This is a genomic window from Tenacibaculum sp. MEBiC06402 (assembly GCF_049239625.1).
Lineage (GTDB): Bacteria > Bacteroidota > Bacteroidia > Flavobacteriales > Flavobacteriaceae > Polaribacter.
On the sequence record NZ_JBMKKT010000105.1, the window covers coordinates 92547 to 109122 of the forward strand.

At 32.9% G+C, this 16576-nt stretch carries 16 protein-coding genes, 1 tRNA gene and 1 riboswitch; of the genes, 2 read left to right on the top strand and 15 right to left on the bottom strand.

Going from position 1 to position 16576, the window contains the following annotated elements; genetic code table 11:
• Window positions 1–8: 8 nt before the first annotated feature.
• The 7 genes from ACOSP6_RS16230 to ACOSP6_RS16260 form a co-directional block, all read right to left on the bottom strand.
• A complete protein-coding gene (locus ACOSP6_RS16230) occupies window positions 9–2135 on the bottom strand; it encodes a peptidylprolyl isomerase (RefSeq protein ID WP_422095418.1) in 2127 nt (708 codons plus the stop codon).
• 112 nt (window positions 2136–2247) lie between these two features.
• A complete protein-coding gene (locus ACOSP6_RS16235; RefSeq protein WP_422095417.1) occupies window positions 2248–3540 on the bottom strand; it encodes a hemolysin family protein in 1293 nt (430 codons plus the stop codon).
• The gene (locus tag ACOSP6_RS16240; RefSeq protein ID WP_422095416.1) at window positions 3540–3734 is read right to left on the bottom strand and encodes a hypothetical protein; all 195 of its coding nucleotides are present in this window, start codon (window positions 3732–3734) and stop codon (window positions 3540–3542) included. The genes ACOSP6_RS16235 and ACOSP6_RS16240 overlap by 1 nt, the downstream gene beginning before the upstream one ends.
• Entirely contained in the window at window positions 3734–4306 is a 573-nt protein-coding gene (gene lptC / locus ACOSP6_RS16245) for an LPS export ABC transporter periplasmic protein LptC (RefSeq protein WP_422095415.1), read from the bottom strand. Before lptC ends, ACOSP6_RS16240 begins: the two co-directional genes overlap by 1 nt.
• Window positions 4306–5625 (bottom strand): hypothetical protein, encoded by a 1320-nt coding sequence (locus ACOSP6_RS16250; protein WP_422095414.1) that lies wholly within the window; start codon window positions 5623–5625, stop codon window positions 4306–4308. The genes lptC and ACOSP6_RS16250 overlap by 1 nt, the downstream gene beginning before the upstream one ends.
• Window positions 5626–5639: 14 nt before the next feature.
• Window positions 5640–6932, bottom strand: a complete 1293-nt coding sequence (locus tag ACOSP6_RS16255) for a hypothetical protein (RefSeq protein ID WP_422095413.1) — start codon at window positions 6930–6932, stop codon at window positions 5640–5642.
• Window positions 6925–7653 (bottom strand): type III pantothenate kinase, encoded by a 729-nt coding sequence (locus ACOSP6_RS16260; protein WP_422095412.1) that lies wholly within the window; start codon window positions 7651–7653, stop codon window positions 6925–6927. Before ACOSP6_RS16260 ends, ACOSP6_RS16255 begins: the two co-directional genes overlap by 8 nt.
• Before the next feature lie 100 nt (window positions 7654–7753).
• Here ACOSP6_RS16260 and ACOSP6_RS16265 point away from each other — a divergent pair.
• Together ACOSP6_RS16265 and ACOSP6_RS16270 are read left to right on the top strand one after the other, a co-directional pair.
• Window positions 7754–7826: transfer RNA gene (locus ACOSP6_RS16265), tRNA-Phe, on the top strand.
• 45 nt (window positions 7827–7871) lie between these two features.
• On the top strand, window positions 7872–8009 hold the full coding sequence (locus ACOSP6_RS16270; protein ID WP_422095736.1) for a GIY-YIG nuclease family protein: 138 nt from the start codon (window positions 7872–7874) through the stop codon (window positions 8007–8009).
• A gap of 212 nt (window positions 8010–8221) precedes the next feature.
• On the opposite strand, the gene metF is transcribed toward ACOSP6_RS16270, so the two are convergent.
• The 8 genes from metF to ACOSP6_RS16310 all read right to left on the bottom strand — a co-directional run bounded on the left by metF (window position 8222) and on the right by ACOSP6_RS16310 (window position 16575).
• Window positions 8222–9178 (bottom strand): methylenetetrahydrofolate reductase [NAD(P)H], encoded by a 957-nt coding sequence (gene metF / locus ACOSP6_RS16275; protein WP_422095410.1) that lies wholly within the window; start codon window positions 9176–9178, stop codon window positions 8222–8224.
• 15 nt (window positions 9179–9193) lie between these two features.
• The gene (locus ACOSP6_RS16280; protein ID WP_422095409.1) at window positions 9194–9433 is read right to left on the bottom strand and encodes a hypothetical protein; all 240 of its coding nucleotides are present in this window, start codon (window positions 9431–9433) and stop codon (window positions 9194–9196) included.
• A gap of 9 nt (window positions 9434–9442) precedes the next feature.
• Window positions 9443–12163, bottom strand: coding sequence for a methionine synthase (gene metH / locus ACOSP6_RS16285; RefSeq protein ID WP_422095408.1), 2721 nt, complete (start codon window positions 12161–12163; stop codon window positions 9443–9445).
• Window positions 12153–13163, bottom strand: a complete 1011-nt coding sequence (locus ACOSP6_RS16290) for a homocysteine S-methyltransferase family protein (protein ID WP_422095407.1) — start codon at window positions 13161–13163, stop codon at window positions 12153–12155. Before ACOSP6_RS16290 ends, metH begins: the two co-directional genes overlap by 11 nt.
• 55 nt (window positions 13164–13218) lie before the next feature.
• Window positions 13219–13363: riboswitch (SAM riboswitch) on the bottom strand.
• A 144-nt stretch (window positions 13364–13507) separates the two neighbouring features.
• A complete protein-coding gene (cysM, locus tag ACOSP6_RS16295) occupies window positions 13508–14395 on the bottom strand; it encodes a cysteine synthase CysM (RefSeq protein ID WP_422095406.1) in 888 nt (295 codons plus the stop codon).
• An 11-nt stretch (window positions 14396–14406) separates the two neighbouring features.
• Window positions 14407–15129 (bottom strand): serine O-acetyltransferase EpsC, encoded by a 723-nt coding sequence (gene epsC, locus ACOSP6_RS16300; RefSeq protein WP_422095405.1) that lies wholly within the window; start codon window positions 15127–15129, stop codon window positions 14407–14409.
• Window positions 15130–15187: 58 nt separating this feature from the next.
• A complete protein-coding gene (locus ACOSP6_RS16305; protein WP_386108228.1) occupies window positions 15188–15520 on the bottom strand; it encodes a ferredoxin in 333 nt (110 codons plus the stop codon).
• On the bottom strand, window positions 15520–16575 hold the full coding sequence (locus ACOSP6_RS16310) for an NAD(P)/FAD-dependent oxidoreductase (RefSeq protein WP_422095404.1): 1056 nt from the start codon (window positions 16573–16575) through the stop codon (window positions 15520–15522). The genes ACOSP6_RS16305 and ACOSP6_RS16310 overlap by 1 nt, the downstream gene beginning before the upstream one ends.
• Window position 16576 lies beyond the last annotated feature (1 nt).

Consider the following 16576-nt stretch of genomic DNA (forward strand, 5'->3'; position numbering starts at 1 on the left):
ATTGATTCTTATTGACCAATCCCAAAGTAAGTATTTAACCCATCATCTTCCACATCAGAAGCTTTCTTAATTGCTTCATACATATTGAAAGTTTGGTTTCTTCTTTGGTTAGCTATTCTTTTACGGTATGTATCGTAGTTTGGTAATGCCGTTGGTAATTCTTTACCTGTAACAACAAATGCATAAACTCCTCTATCTCCTTCTACTTTCGAGATTAACTCATTCTCCTTAGCATTCAACATAGCTCCAACTACTTTAGGCTCAAAACCAATTCCAGTGATTGTTGGAGATTTTAAATTAACATCCGTAATAGATCTAACAGTTTGTTTATTAGCCGAAGCAATTTCTTCTAACGTTCCAGCAGTAAACTTATCTTTTAATATTTCTGCCTTCTTCTCGTTCAATAAAATTGGACGAACCTTATTAATTGCTTTATCAACTGGCATTAATCCTTCTTCCGTAACGTTTGTTAATGTAGCAACTACATATCCTCCATTTACATCAAATCTTTTATAATCACCAATTTCTACATCTTTACCAAATGCCCAAGTAATGATTTCTCTTTCATTCCCTAATCCTGGCACATTTTCATCTAAAGCTTTTAAACCAACTGCTGGTAATGTAGTTAGTTCTCTTTGCTTAGCTGCCTCATCAATACTTGTTCCTTTAGAAATCTCTAAAGCGAAAGTTTCTGCGTCTTGGAAAATAGCATTCTCTGTAATTTCAGAAGCTTCAATTTTACGCGCAAAAGTTGCCAATTTAATTGCCTTTTGGAAGTTCTTTTGTCCTTCAATTAAAATAACATGGTATCCGAAAGTAGATTTAACTACTCCCATATCACCTTTCTTTCCTTCAAAAACAAAGTCTCTAAACTCAGGTACCATTCTGTTGTACGGAAACCAATCGTAGAAACCACCTTTTTCAACAGAACCTTTATCTGAAGAAAACTCTTTTACTAAACTTTCGAATTTAGATCTGTCTCTCTTTACAACAGTTAATAAACTATCAGCTAATTTTTTAGCTTGCTCATCTGTATTTGTAACTGATGCATCTGCACTTGGTGCTCCCGCAATAGGAATTAAAATATGTCTTGCTTGTGCTGAATCTGGCAACTCTAATACTTCAGTAATTTTAGAAATCTTAAAGAAATCTTGGTCTTTATAAGGACCAAATACATCTCCTTTATTACCATTGAATAAATCTTCGGCAATCACCTGAGGAACTTGAGACTTGTATTCGATTACATCCTTGTACGGTAAATCAGACTCAGTTTCTTCCAAGAATCTTTTATAATCTGTTGTAGATTTTAAACCTGGAACCGTCTGTCCATTTTTATTTGTTGAATCTTCAATTAATTTTGCAACATTTGCTTTAATTTCTGCTTCATCTTCCGGAGTTGCTTTGATATTGAATTTTACATAGCGAATATCTCTTGAAGCTTCCACCTCAAATTCAGATGGGTGGTTTTCGATATATTTCTTAATCTCTCCTCTTGTTACAGTAATTAAACTATCTGGCACAGAAGTATATGATAAGAAAACTAAGTTTGCATTAATCTTAGTGTTATCTGTTAAATACTCATTTTCACCTTCTTTTAATGAAGCTCCAAGACCTGCAGCTACCAACTTGTCATAAGTAGTTTTCTGTAAATTAGTTTTAACTGACGCCATATACTGTCTCCAATTACTCCACTCTTCACCATTCTCAGCTTTAATAGTAGCTAAAAACTCTTTAAACTTTTCTTTATCGAAAACATTCGTTGTTAAGAATCTTGGATCATTTTTAATGAACTCAGTATCATATAAAGCTTTTAAGATATCAGCCTCTCCAACAGTAATTCCAGCTTCTGCTAACTGACTTTCATATACTTTTTGGCGTAGTAAATTATTCCAAACAGTTTTAGCTGCTTGCATTTCAGATACTCGGTTACCAGTTTGTCTTTTATAATTATCTAATGCTTCTGCAAATTCTTGACGAGATATTGTTTCACCATTCACCTCTCCTACCTCATTCATCTTTGTAGAATTAAAGAAATCTGATAACGTTGATGGATCTAATACAAAAGCAAATAATGCTAAACCAATGATAAGAATTAATAACCAAGAGCGTTCTCTAATTTTCGATAAAATTGCCATTTCTACATTTATTTTATTAACAGTGTGCGAAAATACAATTTCGCATTTAATAATGCAATGTTTTTGAAAGTTTTACTGTTATAAATTATTGAGAGCTAAAAAGGTGGTATAATTAGCTTTCTGACGAAAGCACTTCTAAGTGAATTGAGTCTATTTTTGTAGAGCTGACTTTACTAATTTTAATCTTGAAATTATCTATTTCAATTTCCTCTCCTAGTTCGGGAATACTTTCTGTATGGTTGATTACAAATCCTCCTAGAGTTTCATAAGCTTCCTCTTTCGGAATATTTAAATTGTATTCTTCATTTAAATAATCTACCTCTAAACGTGCGGAGAAGTTGTACTCTGTATCACTAATTCTCTCCTCTAGTAAATCTAGGTTATCGTGTTCATCTTCTATCTCACCGAATAATTCCTCAACGATATCCTCAACAGTTATGATTCCTGATGTTCCGCCATATTCGTCAACAACTAGTGCAATACTCTTTCTTTTTTTCATCAAAACATTAAGTACATCACTAATCATCATTGACTCTGGTACAATTTCTACGGTTAATAGAATAGACTTAATAGTTCTTGGTTTTTTGAAAAGCTCATATGAATTTACATAACCAATTATATCATCTAAAGAGTTTTTATATACCAAGATTTTGGAAAAACCACTTTCAATAAAAGCCTTTTTAAGATTAGAGACTGTTTCGTGCACTTCAACAGCAACAATCTCAATTCTAGGCACCATTATTTCCCGTGCCTTAACTTTATGAAACTCTAAAGCATTTTGAAAAATTTGAATTTCCGAATCTACTTCTTCATCCTCTTTATTAGTCTCTAACTGTTCGGTTATATAATTACCAAGTTCCTCTTTACTAAACTCAGTTTGAACTTCATCACCTTCAGTCTTAAAAAAAACGCGGAGAAAAAAATCTGAAATAGCCGAAATAAAGCTCGATAAAAAATAAAATAACACGAAGAAGATATAGGCTGGTATCGAAAATATTTTAACTGCTTCGTTCGCATAAACTCGAAAAAGTGCCTTTGGTAAAAACTCAGCAGTAACAAGAATAACTATTGTAGAAATTAATGTTTGGGTAAGTAATTGTAAATCCTCTAACAAATAATTTACCAATAAAATTTCCGAAGGAAGAAAAGTACGAAACCAATTCATCAGTAACTCACCCATGAAATAACTATACACTACTAATGAAATATTATTCCCAACTAGCATCGTAGTAATAAATCGTGATGATTTTTCTGTAATTGTCGTTAATATTTTACTGATAAAATCACCTTTCTTTTTTTCTAGTTCTAGGTACAATCTGTTTGAAGATATAAAGGCAATCTCCATACCTGAAAAGAAAGCAGAAAAAAGAATTGAAATAAATATAATTACAACTTCGTAACTCATTATTGATTATTTCGTCGCTCTATTTTTTTTCTAAAGTTACGTTTAAATAAAAATATTAACAACATAAAAATTGCAAAAGCGATACTAAAATACGCTTGATTCCTGTCAGTAGACCATCTAGTCCCTGCATCTACTAATAAAATAATGGCTACAACTAAATAACCGTACTGAGTATATCTCCAAATTTTATTCATTATAAGTCTCCTTGTTTCGTTTCTACTTCTCCTGTAATATCTTTTAAAATCCACTCTGACAAATCCTGCTTTGATTCAAATCCAAAGCCATTAATTACACTACTCGGAGTAGTTAATCGAAATCCATCTTCAGTGAAAAAATACTTTTCTCTTTGATCCCAAAAAAGCTGATTTGTTTCTAGTTTTAAACTATCCGCATGATTAAACACCACAACATTACCTTTTATCTCAGAAACCTGAGTTTTAGCATATGACAGTGCATAATTACCTGTTATTGTAGTTGAGTCTTTCCCATCATTATCATAACTCACAATCTTTATTCCTTCAGGAAATTCATTGTATGGATGCTGATCTCTATTAGAAAAATCTCTTAATAAAGGTGTAATTAATTTTGAAGTTACTCTTCCTGAATCTTTATATACGTGATACGTATTCCTAGCAACTCCAATTGGTAAATTTTTATCTGCTAATAAATCACGTACTTTTTTAGCATCATTTGTACAAGAAAAAAGCATTGCTATCAAACTAATGACAGCAATGCTCTTACAAATATGTATGTATTTTAATTTCATTAATATTTTGGCACACGTACTGTTTCTCCAATCCAACATCCTATTTTGTGTGCACTACCTCCTGCAACACCTTTTGTGAAGATTAATTTTTTAGAAGGTATATTTTTTTGGTAACTTCTAATATATCTACCTGCACCACTTCCTGGATCTACTCTCTGTGCTTTCTGAGCTTTATTCAAAGCAGCTACATATACCATTCTTTTTTCAAACTCGTCATTTCCACATGAATTAGCACTTTTTGCATATAAACTTGCAATAAATAAATATGCTTTCCCCATATTAGGGTTGTACTTTAAAGCTTGGTAAGCTAATGCTCTTGCTTTTGAACTATTTCTTGTCCCTTGTGCTTCTCTTAACTTAAGTCTAGCTTTTTTAGTTGGGTCAGTTTCTAAGTCAAATGCCTTTTTTCTCATAGCAGCAGCTCCTTTAGAATCTCCATTATTATCTAAAACTCCTGCAACAAAGTTAAATGCATCAGCAGATTGTGTTACATCAGCATAAGACTTTGCCAATTTCTCGAATAAAGGATCTGTTTGACATTCTTTGTTGTACATTCTAGATACTGCTCTTTTTAACCAAACACCGTTTGTTTTGTTCGCTTCGTAATCTCTACTGTAAATTGGAATTAATCTTTCACACGTAGCGATTGCAGAAATATCAGCATCTAAACCTCCTTCAACTAAACCTAAAGCTTTTGAATTAATTGAATAAGCCTTTAATAATCTTTTTCCTTTAGCATCAATTGTACCTAAAGAATCTTTAGCTAACAACTTACTAATTTTCTTGTTGTAATCATCTAACTTCTCTTCTACAGATTCCATTACATCATCATACGTATCGAAAACCTTTTGCGGATCGGTATCCTTATGTCTATTTACAATACCTTTAAAATATTTAAAGATATTTTTTACTCCCATATCTTGAGGAGAGATTTTGTAAGCCTTTTGTAAGATGTTGAAAATCTCTTCTTCTGAGGCTAAATTATTATCACTTAAAAAAGTAGCGTAATCACTATGTGCTTTTGCAGCTCCTTTACTTGGGAAGTTTGCTAAACGTGTTTCATATACTTTTTTATATAACTCAGCGTCTTTTGTTTTATTTGCTGCTTTTGCTCCGTATTTATATATGTTAACTGATAATTTAGGGCAATTTGTCATTAAATAGTTCAAATTTTCCTTTGATTGCTCATATTTTTTTGTGTTAACATCTCCTTTAAATAAGTTATACTTGATATTACACTCTTGACTTGCCTGAGCATTCAATCCTACTGCCGCAAACAAAAATAAACCTGTTAGTAAATACGTTGTTATTTTTTTCATTATTTCAGTTTTTATTAGTCTATCTGCCTTTTCTTAAACCAGTTTGTGCTGTTCAAAGATAAGCTTAATCTTACATTAAAGTAATTTTCTTTTATTAAATTATCGTCGATTGTACCTTTCTGCCCGTACTCAAAACCAAGATTTAAACTAGATAATTGTCTTGGCATTGGTAAACCGAATCCAAGATTTATGCCAAAGTCATCAATTGAAGTAAAATTTGTTCCAGAATTTGTTCCATCTATTAATAACCCTGTTTTCTGAAAGCGCAAACCTCCCCTGTAAGTGATTCTATCCCAATAACTTGAAATTGAATTTATTTTCGGAATATAATAACCTCCTATTGACAATCTATTTGAAGACTCAAACTTATAAGTTGCCCCTTGAACTATGTTTCCTTGATTTTCAAATGCATCTTGGAATTCATAATCAATTCCAGCATACCATTTATTTTCCTTTCCTATTCCAATACCCATAATCGTTTTTACTGGATTTACTAACTTTCCGTTCACACTACGATTATATAATGTATCTCTAGGTTCTTCAGCTCCTGTAATTGTAGAGAAGTTGTATGAGTACATTCTCTCTCTTCCAGAAACAGTTAATTCACTTTCTAACTGAAGAGCTAAACCTACATTTAATTCTAAATTATTATTAAGCTTTCTTTTATATTGAGTACCTAATTTAAATTGACCTCCTCTAACTCTAGTTTCTTTCTCGTACCTTGTTAACAAACTAACATTGGCTCTTTGATTTGATATTGAATTATCAATAGTTCCAAAAACAAATCCAGCTTCGAAACCTAAAGCCAGATCTTTAAAAACATTAATACCAAATGAACCGAACAAACGAGATGTTCCTCCATTTCCAGAGAACCTAGTAGCTTCAAGAAAATCTCCATTAGTATCATTCGTACTATTTAAAAGTGCATAACCAACATTTGAAACTGGTTGTAATCCTGCTGTGAATCCTGCTCTATTTCCGATAGGAAATCCTAGAGCAACATATCTTAAGCTTGTGGTATTACCTGAATCCTCTGAAGTACTACTCTGTATATTCAATAAAGAAAGTTCACCTCCCAAAGCGTAAGTTGCGAATCTTATATCTGCATTTGCAGCTGGGTTGATAAAATTTAAATGATTGACATCTTTTAATGCAACACCAATACCTCCCATCGAGGCTTGTTCAACTGTAGTTCTACTAACATCTTCTCCGATACCAAAAAAAGAATAAGGTGAAGAACTATTCCTTTGCGCTACTACTGACGCTGATATCGTTACTAAAACTACAACAAGAATTCTCTTAATCATCCGCTCTATTATAAATCAAAATTTTATGTAATCCCTCCAAAACCAAATTTGGATTGGCAAATATGTGATTTTTTAATTGTTTAGCCAAAAAATTCGTATCTCCTCCTGTTAAAACAACTGTTAAATCTTGATATTTACTTTTATACTGATTAATTACTCCATCAATTTCGTTTATAATTCCGTTTACCACACCAGAATGAATACAATTATTCGTGTTATCTCCAATAAAACTAAATGGCTCTTGTGTTTCTAACAAGGGTAATTTAGAAGTATAATTATGTAGTGACTTATAGCGCATTTTTAGTCCTGGTGAAATGGCTCCACCTAAATAATTTCCTTTGTTTACAAAATCAAATGTAATACAGGTACCTGCATCAATAACCAAAACATTTTTATTTGGATGATTAGAAGCTGCATAAGCGGCTAAAGCGATTCTATCAACACCCAAAGTATTTGGGGTTGTGTAATTATTATTGAAAGGAACATTTGTATTATGATTTAGCTCTATTAACTTCAAAATCTCATGTAATTTTAACAGTTTTTTTTCTGATAAAGTCGCTACTGCCGAAATGATTCCTTCTGAAATAGTAAATTTTTTTACAATTTTTTTTATTTCAGAAATTATTTTTCCTTTTTGAAATACGACCAACTCTTTTAAGTTATCTTTTTCAAAAACAGCAACTTTCACTCGAGTATTACCTACATCAATTATTAAATCCATTGTTTCATATTATGAGGGGAGCAAATTTATAATAGATTTTTTACATTTTTATTTGGTTCAATTCAAAAAACTGTTATATATTTGCATCCGCTAACGCGCTGGTACCTTAGCTCAGTTGGTAGAGCAAAGGACTGAAAATCCTTGTGTCCCTGGTTCGATTCCTGGAGGTACCACTTTAAAAGCCCTGATTATTCAGGGCTTTTTTTATTCTTAAAAACATGTATTTCTTATATATAATTTACAGTGTTACTCTTAATAAATACTATGTCGGGGTAACTCATGATTTAAAATCACGAATAAATAAACATAACAAACATAGTTATTCAAAAGCCTTTACAAAATCTGCATCTGATTAGCAATACAAGCTTCAAATGGAGCACAGTAAGGATAGTGCTATTTATCTTGAGAAATTTATCAAAAGAATGAAAAGCAAAAAATTTATTGAAAAAGTAATTAATAAGCCTGAAATTTTGGATGATATTCTAGCAAAACGATAACCTGGTTCCCCCGAAGTTTCGGGGCTGGAGGTACCACTTTAAAAGCCCTGATTATTCAGGGCTTTTTTTATTTAGAAAACTTCACTCGCAATGGTTTTTATATTGTCTGATTTCCCCATAGAATAGTAGTGAAGAAAAGGAACTCCGTTTTTAATCAATTCTTTACTTTGACTAATACACCATTCTATTCCGACCTCTCTTACCTGCTTATTATCTTTACATTTTACCACGGCCATGATTAGTTCATCCGGTAAGTCGACTTTAAAACGATGCGGAATCATGTTTAACTGTTTTTTTGTTGAAATTGGTTTCAGTCCTGGGATAATAGGAACTGTTATTCCTTCCGCACGACATTTATCTACAAATTCAAAATACTTTTGATTGTCAAAAAACATTTGAGTTACGATATAATTTGCGCCTTTTTTAATTTTTTTCTTCAAGAAATGAATATCTGAATCTAAACTTGGAGCTTCCATGTGTTTCTCTGGATAACCCGCAACTCCTACACAAAAATCTGTTGGCGCTGAATTTTGTAATTCTTCATCCAAATACTTTCCTTGATTTAAGCATTCAATTTGATCTACTAAATCACTTGCGTATTGATGACCTTCTTTTTCAGGTTTAAAATAAATTTCACTTTTAACAGCATCACCACGTAATGCCATAACGTTATCAATTCCTAGAAAATCTAAATCGATTAAAAAGTTTTCTGTATCCTCTTTCGTAAATCCACCACACAATACATGAGGTATCGCATCTACATTATACTTGTTTTGAATAGCAGCACAAATACCAACAGTTCCTGGTCGCTTTTTTACAACTTGTTTTTGTAATAATCCATTTTCTAGCTCTTTATAAACATACTCCTCTCTGTGATATGTAACATCAATAAAAGGCGGATTAAATTCCATTAAAGGATCTATATTATTAAAAATTGAATCTATATTTTGACCTTTTAAAGGTGGTAATATTTCAAATGAAAATCTAGTTTTACCTTTAGATTGTTCTATGTGTTCAGTTACTTTCATTTTGCTTATTATTTATTAAAGCACTTGTTTTTTAATTGTTTCAAAATCTCCTTCATATTCCCAATAAATCCATCTTCCATGAGCATAATCAGTTAGAATATATTTTTCACTAACAGATTTTATTCTAGATAGATTTACAAGCTTTTTACTGAATTGATTAAAGGTAACCTCTTCAATAATTTCATTATTATCATTATCAAATCCATGCACAATTTGATGACTTCCCAATTTTAATTCTATAAACTTTTTACTCATTATTAATTGTTAATCGGCAATAATTGGACTCAACCATTTTCTGGCTAAGTCATCATTAATACCTCTTCGTTCGGTATACTCTTTTAATTGATCTTCTTTTATTTTCCCAAGTCCAAAATATTTAGCTTCCGCATTTCCGAAATAATAACCAGAAACACTTGCTGCAGGCCACATTGCTAAACTTTCAGTAAGCTCAACTCCAATATTTTCTTTCACCTTTAAAATATCCCAGATTGTATTTTTCTCTAAATGATCCGGACACGCAGGATACCCAGGAGCAGGACGAATTCCTTTATAACTTTCTTTAATTAATTCTTCATTTGTTAATGCTTCTGAAGCTGCATAACCCCAATGCTTCGTTCTAACTTCTTTATGAAGATATTCTGCAAAAGCTTCAGCTAAACGATCGGCGATTGCTTTGATCATGATTGAGTTATAATCATCATTATTCTTCTCATATTCTGCAGCAAGCTCAGCAGTTCCGAAACCGGCAGTTACACAAAAGCAACCTACATAATCTTGCTTTCCACTTTCTTTTGGCGCAATAAAATCAGACAATGCAATATTTGGTACTCCTTGTTTTTTCTTAAGTTGTTGGCGAAGTGTTAGGAACTTAAATTTTCTGATGCTATCCTTTTTTTGCTTATTAACAGGATGAGATGCTGAAACAAGTTCAGCATGACTTTCGTTTAAAGTCACTTCAATATCATCTTCGACAGAATTAGCTTCAAACAAACCGAAAACAGCTTTGGCTTTTAAGAGTTTCTTATCAACCACTTCTTTCAACAAAACTTTTGCATCTTCGTATAATTCCGAAGCTTGTTTGCCAACAACATCATCGATTAGTATGTCTGGGAATTTTCCATGTAAATCCCAAGATCTGAAGAACGGACTCCAATCGATATAATCCAGAAGTACTTGTAAATCTAAGTTCTCAATAATTTGAGTTCCTAAAAAGTTAGGTTTCACGATTTCAGTAGTATTCCAATCGATTTTGAATTTATTTTCCCTAGCCTGTTCAATAGAAACATAATTTTTTTGTTTTGTTCTATTCAAAAATTGATCTCGAAACTTATTATACTCACTTCGAATTTCTTCTTTATAAATAGTATTATTTTCATGTAAAAGATTCCCCACAACAGTTACGGCTCTGGACGCATCATTTACATGCACCACTGAGTTTGTATACTTCGGCGCAATTTTAACAGCTGTATGAGCTTTAGATGTTGTTGCTCCACCAATTAACAATGGAATATTCATTTCTTGCTTTTCCATTTCATTCGCCAGATACACCATTTCATCTAAAGAAGGAGTTATTAATCCACTTAAACCGATTACATCTACCTCTTCTTTTTTAGCAACTTCAATTATTTTTTCAGGAGGAACCATCACACCTAAGTCAACAATTTCATAATTATTACAACCTAGAACTACACTCACAATATTTTTACCAATATCATGAACATCTCCCTTTACGGTTGCCATTAAAATTTTACCTGCTGAACTTGCTGCGTTGTCTTTTGATTCCTCAATAAATGGCTGTAAATATGCCACAGCTTTTTTCATTACACGAGCTGATTTTACCACTTGAGGTAAAAACATTTTTCCGCTACCAAACAAATCTCCAACCACATTCATTCCGCTCATTAAATGACCTTCAATAACTTCAATTGGTTTATTTACATTTTGTCGAGCCTCTTCTACATCTTCAACAATAAAGGCATCAATTCCCTTTATTAAACTATGCGTAATACGATCTTGTAACGGGTTTTCTCTCCAAACTAATTGTTTAGAACTATCTTCTTTTTTAATTCCTTTTACAGTTTCTGCAAAATCTAATAAACGTTCAGTTGCATCATCCCTTCTATCTAAAAGTACATCTTCAACATGCTCTAATAAATCTTTAGGAATTTCGTCGTAAACTTCTAACATTGTCGGGTTCACAATTCCCATATTCATTCCATGTTGAATGGCGTGATATAAGAAAGCCGAGTGCATTGCTTCTCGAACTGTATTATTTCCTCTAAAAGAAAATGAAACATTACTTACACCTCCCGAAACACTTGCATAAGGAAGATTTGTACGAATCCATTTTGTTGCATTGAAAAAGTCAATTGCGTTTTTACGATGCTCTTCCATACCTGTCGCTACAGGAAATATGTTAGGATCAAAAATGATATCTTCTGGTGGAAACTTTACAACATCTACTAAAATTCGATACGAACGTTCGCATATTTCAATTCTACGTTCGTAATTATCAGCCTGACCAACTTCATCGAAAGCCATTACAATAGTTGCAGCTCCATATCTTTTAATCAATTTTGCCTGACGAATAAAAGCTTCTTCACCTTCTTTGAGAGAAATAGAATTTACCACACATTTTCCTTGCGCAACTTGCAATCCTGCTTCGATAATTTCCCATTTAGAACTATCGATCATAATTGGAATTCGAGCAATATCTGGTTCAGACGCAATTAAATTTAAGAACGTTACCATGGCATGCACACCATCTAACATTCCTTCATCCATATTTACATCTAAAATCTGCGCGCCTCCTTCAACTTGGTCTCTAGCAACTGCAAGAGCTTCACTATATTTTTCTTCTTTTATTAAACGAAGAAATCTACGTGATCCAGTTACATTTGTTCTCTCTCCAACATTTATAAAATTACTTTCTGGAGTAATGATTAAAGGTTCTAGTCCAGATAATTTTAAATACCTATTCTCCATATGTTTCTACAACTGTTTTTCTTGGTTTAAAATTCTTCGCTGCATCTGCAATTGCACCAATATGAGCGGGAGAAGTTCCGCAGCAACCACCAATAATATTCACTAAGTTTTGCTCGAGAAAACTCTCTATTAATCTTTTCATCTCCTCTGGAGTTTGATCATACTCACCAAAAGCATTTGGCAATCCTGCATTAGGATGTGCTGATGTGAAAAAATGTGTATTATGAGATAATCTTTTTAAATAAGGTTCTAATTGTTCTGCACCTAACGCACAATTAAAACCAACGCTTAATAAAGGAATATGTGAAATTGAAATTAAGAAAGCCTCTACAGTTTGTCCAGAAAGAGTTCTTCCACTAGCATCAGTAATAGTCCCTGAAACCATAACAGGAATATCAATATTACGTTCTTCTTTAACCTCTTCAATAGCAAACAATGCAGCTTTGGCATTTAGCGTATCAAAAATAGTTTCTACTAATAAAACATCAGATCCACCATCAATCAATGCTTCTACTTGTAATTTATATGCCGATCTTAATTCATCGAAAGTAACAGCACGATATTCTGGTCTATTTACATCCGGTGATAAACTAGCTGTTCGGTTAGTTGGACCAATTGAGCCAGCAACGAATCTAGGTTGATTCGGTGTTTTTAACGTAAATTCTTCCGCTACTTCTTTCGCAATTTTAGCCGATTGATAGTTTAACTCATAAACTAAATCTTCCATTTCATAATCGGCCATTGCAATGGTAGTTCCTGAAAACGTATTAGTTTCTATGATATCGGCTCCAACAGCTAGGTATTTCCTATGAACATCTTTAACTGCTTCGGGTTGCGTTATCGATAATAAATCGTTATTCCCTTTTAATGGAATTGGATGATTCTTGAATCGCTCTCCACGAAAATCTTCTTCAGTGAATTTATATTCCTGAAGCATTGTTCCCATTGCACCATCGAGCACAAGGATTCGTTTTTCTATTTCTGAATAAATGTTTGACATATCCTGATAAAATATTATGAATCGTTATCAGGAAAAGAAGAAGTAAATTTCTTTTGAGTTATCTCTCTGTTATACTGAAATATATTCAGCACATGCAGTAGAATTTAGCACCTTCTTTGTGATTCTGAAACAAGTTCAGAATAAACAAAGGGTTGCTAAGGCTTCAAAGGGTCTATTCCCTCCACCTTTCTTAATAACGACAATAATGTTTATGAACTAATAAAGTACAAATGTAATTAACTTATTTTAAATATTAAACTTATCATTTGCACTTATTCTTTATTTAACAAAAATAAGATTCCCGCCTTCGCGGGAATGACATTTGATTTTTTAGCAACTATTAACTACTGAAAAATATCCGAAGACAAATATCGATCACCTCTATCACATATAATAGATACGATTACACCTTCATCAAGGGTTTCAGCTAGTTTTAAAGCTGAAGCTGCTGCTCCACCGCTACTCATTCCTGAGAAAATCCCTTCTTCCTGCGCTAAACGTACAGTCATTGCTTTTGCTTCTTCTTGAGTAACTTCCAAAACTTGATCAATTTTCTCTCTTTTAAAAATTGCTGGTAAGTATTCCTCTGGCCACTTTCTAATTCCTGGAATACGAGCACCTTCTTTTGGTTGTACTCCTACAATTTGAATGTCTTTATTTTGCTCTTTCAAGAAATCTGACACACCTGTAATAGTTCCTGTAGTTCCCATGGCAGAAACAAAATGCGTGACTTGTCCATCAGTATCTCTCCAAATCTCTGGTCCCGTAGTACTATAATGTGCTTTTGGGTTATCGAAATTATCGAATTGATTTAAACGAAAATATCCTTTCTTATATTTTAATTCTAATGCATGATCAATAGCCCCTTCCATACCAACTTCAGTAGGAGTTAAAATAACTTCTGCACCATAAGCACGCATGGTTTTTACTCTTTCGATAGTCGCATGTTCTGGCATTACAAGTACCATATTAACACCTAAAACTTTTGCCATTAAAGCTAATGCAATACCTGTATTTCCACTAGTAGCTTCTACTAAAGTGTCTCCTTTTTTTATGTTTTTCTTCTTTAACGCTTCAGAAATCATAAAATAGGCAGCTCTATCTTTTACACTACCTCCAGGGTTATGTCCTTCTAATTTAAAAAAGAGACGAACATTTTCTTTATTAATAATATTTGTAGCTTCAACTAAAGGCGTGTTTCCTACAAAATCGGTTATATTTTTTGAAATCATATACTTCTTTTTTAAGTATAAATACTGTTTTGTGATTTATAAATTACGGTTGAATTTGGCTCTATGGATGTTGTGATGCAAACATTTGCTCCAATAACACTATTGTTTCCAATAGTTACGTTTCCTAAAATGGTTGCATTCGCATAAATCGTTACGTTACTACCAATTGTTGGATGTCTTTTTACTTCCGCTAACTCTTTTTTAACTTGAATTCCTCCTAACGTTACTCCTTGATAAATGCTTACATTATTTTTGATAATTGTAGTTTCACCAATTACAACACCTGTTGCATGATCAATAAAAAATGAGTCTCCAATAGTCGCTCCAGGATGAATATCAACACCTGTTAAACTGTGTGCATATTCACTCATCATTCTAGGTAAAATAGGCACCTGAATTTTATACAACTCATGACTTAATCTGTAAATAGCAATAGCATGAAAACCAGGGTAAGCCAAATACACTTCACCTAAACTTTTACAAGCTGGGTCAGTAGCTTCAAAAGCTTTCGCATCTAAATCAAGCCTCTTTCGAACGTCGCAAAATGATGTTTGATAAAATGTCCAAATATCATCAGCTTTATCTACTGACAAACCTTTAAGAATTTTTATGAATTGCTCTTTTAAATGACTTGCCTTTTCTTGACAAACATCATCGAACAACGCATAAAACAGTTGCTTTGTAAAAAGCTCTACATCATCTTTAAGTGATAAGTTGTAATTACTAAATTGCATTATTACTTTTTTATACTCGGTTTAAACTACTGTAAAAGATACTGAAATAAATTCAGTCCTAGCTCTCGGGTGCTAACTCAACCTCTAATCCTTCTAATGCTGGCGTTATTTGAATTTGACAACCCAGTCTGCTATTATCCTGTACATCAAATGCTTCTGCTAACATTGCATCTTCATCATCTGTCATTTCTGGTAACTCGTGATTAGAATTCACATAACATTGACAAGATGCACACATTGCCATTCCTCCACAAATACCAATAGTTCCTTCTGGAGCTAATTCGTAAGAACGAACAACTTCCATTAGATTCATTGCCATATCTGTCGGAGCAACTACCTCATGAATTACACCGTCACGGTCTTTAATTTTTATAGTAACATCTTGCTCCATTACTCAATAGCTTTAACCACAGCTTTTGGTGCTTCTTTTTTTGTTCCGTCAAAACCTTGAACTCCTCCTACAGTTGTATATTTCATTACATACTTCTTGTCTGGAAAAATTCTTTTATACGCACTTTGACACATTAAAGTAGCTTCATGGAATCCACATAAAATCAACTTTAATTTACCTGGATATGTATTTACATCTCCAATTGCATAAATTCCGGGAATATTTGTTTGATAGTCTAATGAATTATCAACTTTAATAGCATTTTTCTCTATTTCTAATCCCCAGTTTCCTATTGGACCTAATTTTGGTGCCAAACCGAATAGCGGAATAAAATGATCTGTATCTAAAATAAATGGTTCTTTATCTTTTTGTTCAACCACAACTCCTGTTACATGATCATCTCCAAGAATTCCTTTCACCTCGGCTGGAGTAATTAAATTAATCTTACCCAAGTTTTTCAGTTCTTGCACTTTTTCAACTGAATCTAAAGCTCCTCTAAATTCATTTCGCCTATGAATTAAGGTAACTGACTTTGCTACATCAGTTAAGAAAATCGACCAATCTAAAGCAGAATCACCTCCACCTGCAATTACAACATCTTTATCACGATATAATTCAGGCTCTTTAATCATATATTCAACTCCTTTATCTTCGAATTGAGCTAAATTCTCAATTTGAGGTTTTCTAGGTTCAAAACTTCCCAAACCACCAGCTATTGCAACAACTGGAGCTTTGTGTTTTGTCCCTTTATTAGTAGTTACAATGAAACTACCATCATCCTGTTTTTCAATCGTTTCAGCACGCTCTCCTAAGGTAAATCCAGGTTGAAACTGTTTTCCTTGTTCTAATAATTTCTCAGTTAAATCTCCTGCTAAGATTTCTGGATATGCCGGAATATCATAAATTGGTTTTTTAGGATAAATCTCCGAACATTGTCCACCTGGCTGTGGTAATGCGTCTATTAAATGACAACGCAATTTTAATAATCCTGCTTCAAAAACTGTAAATAAACCTGTTGGACCTGCTCCAATAATCAGTATATCTGTTTCTATCATT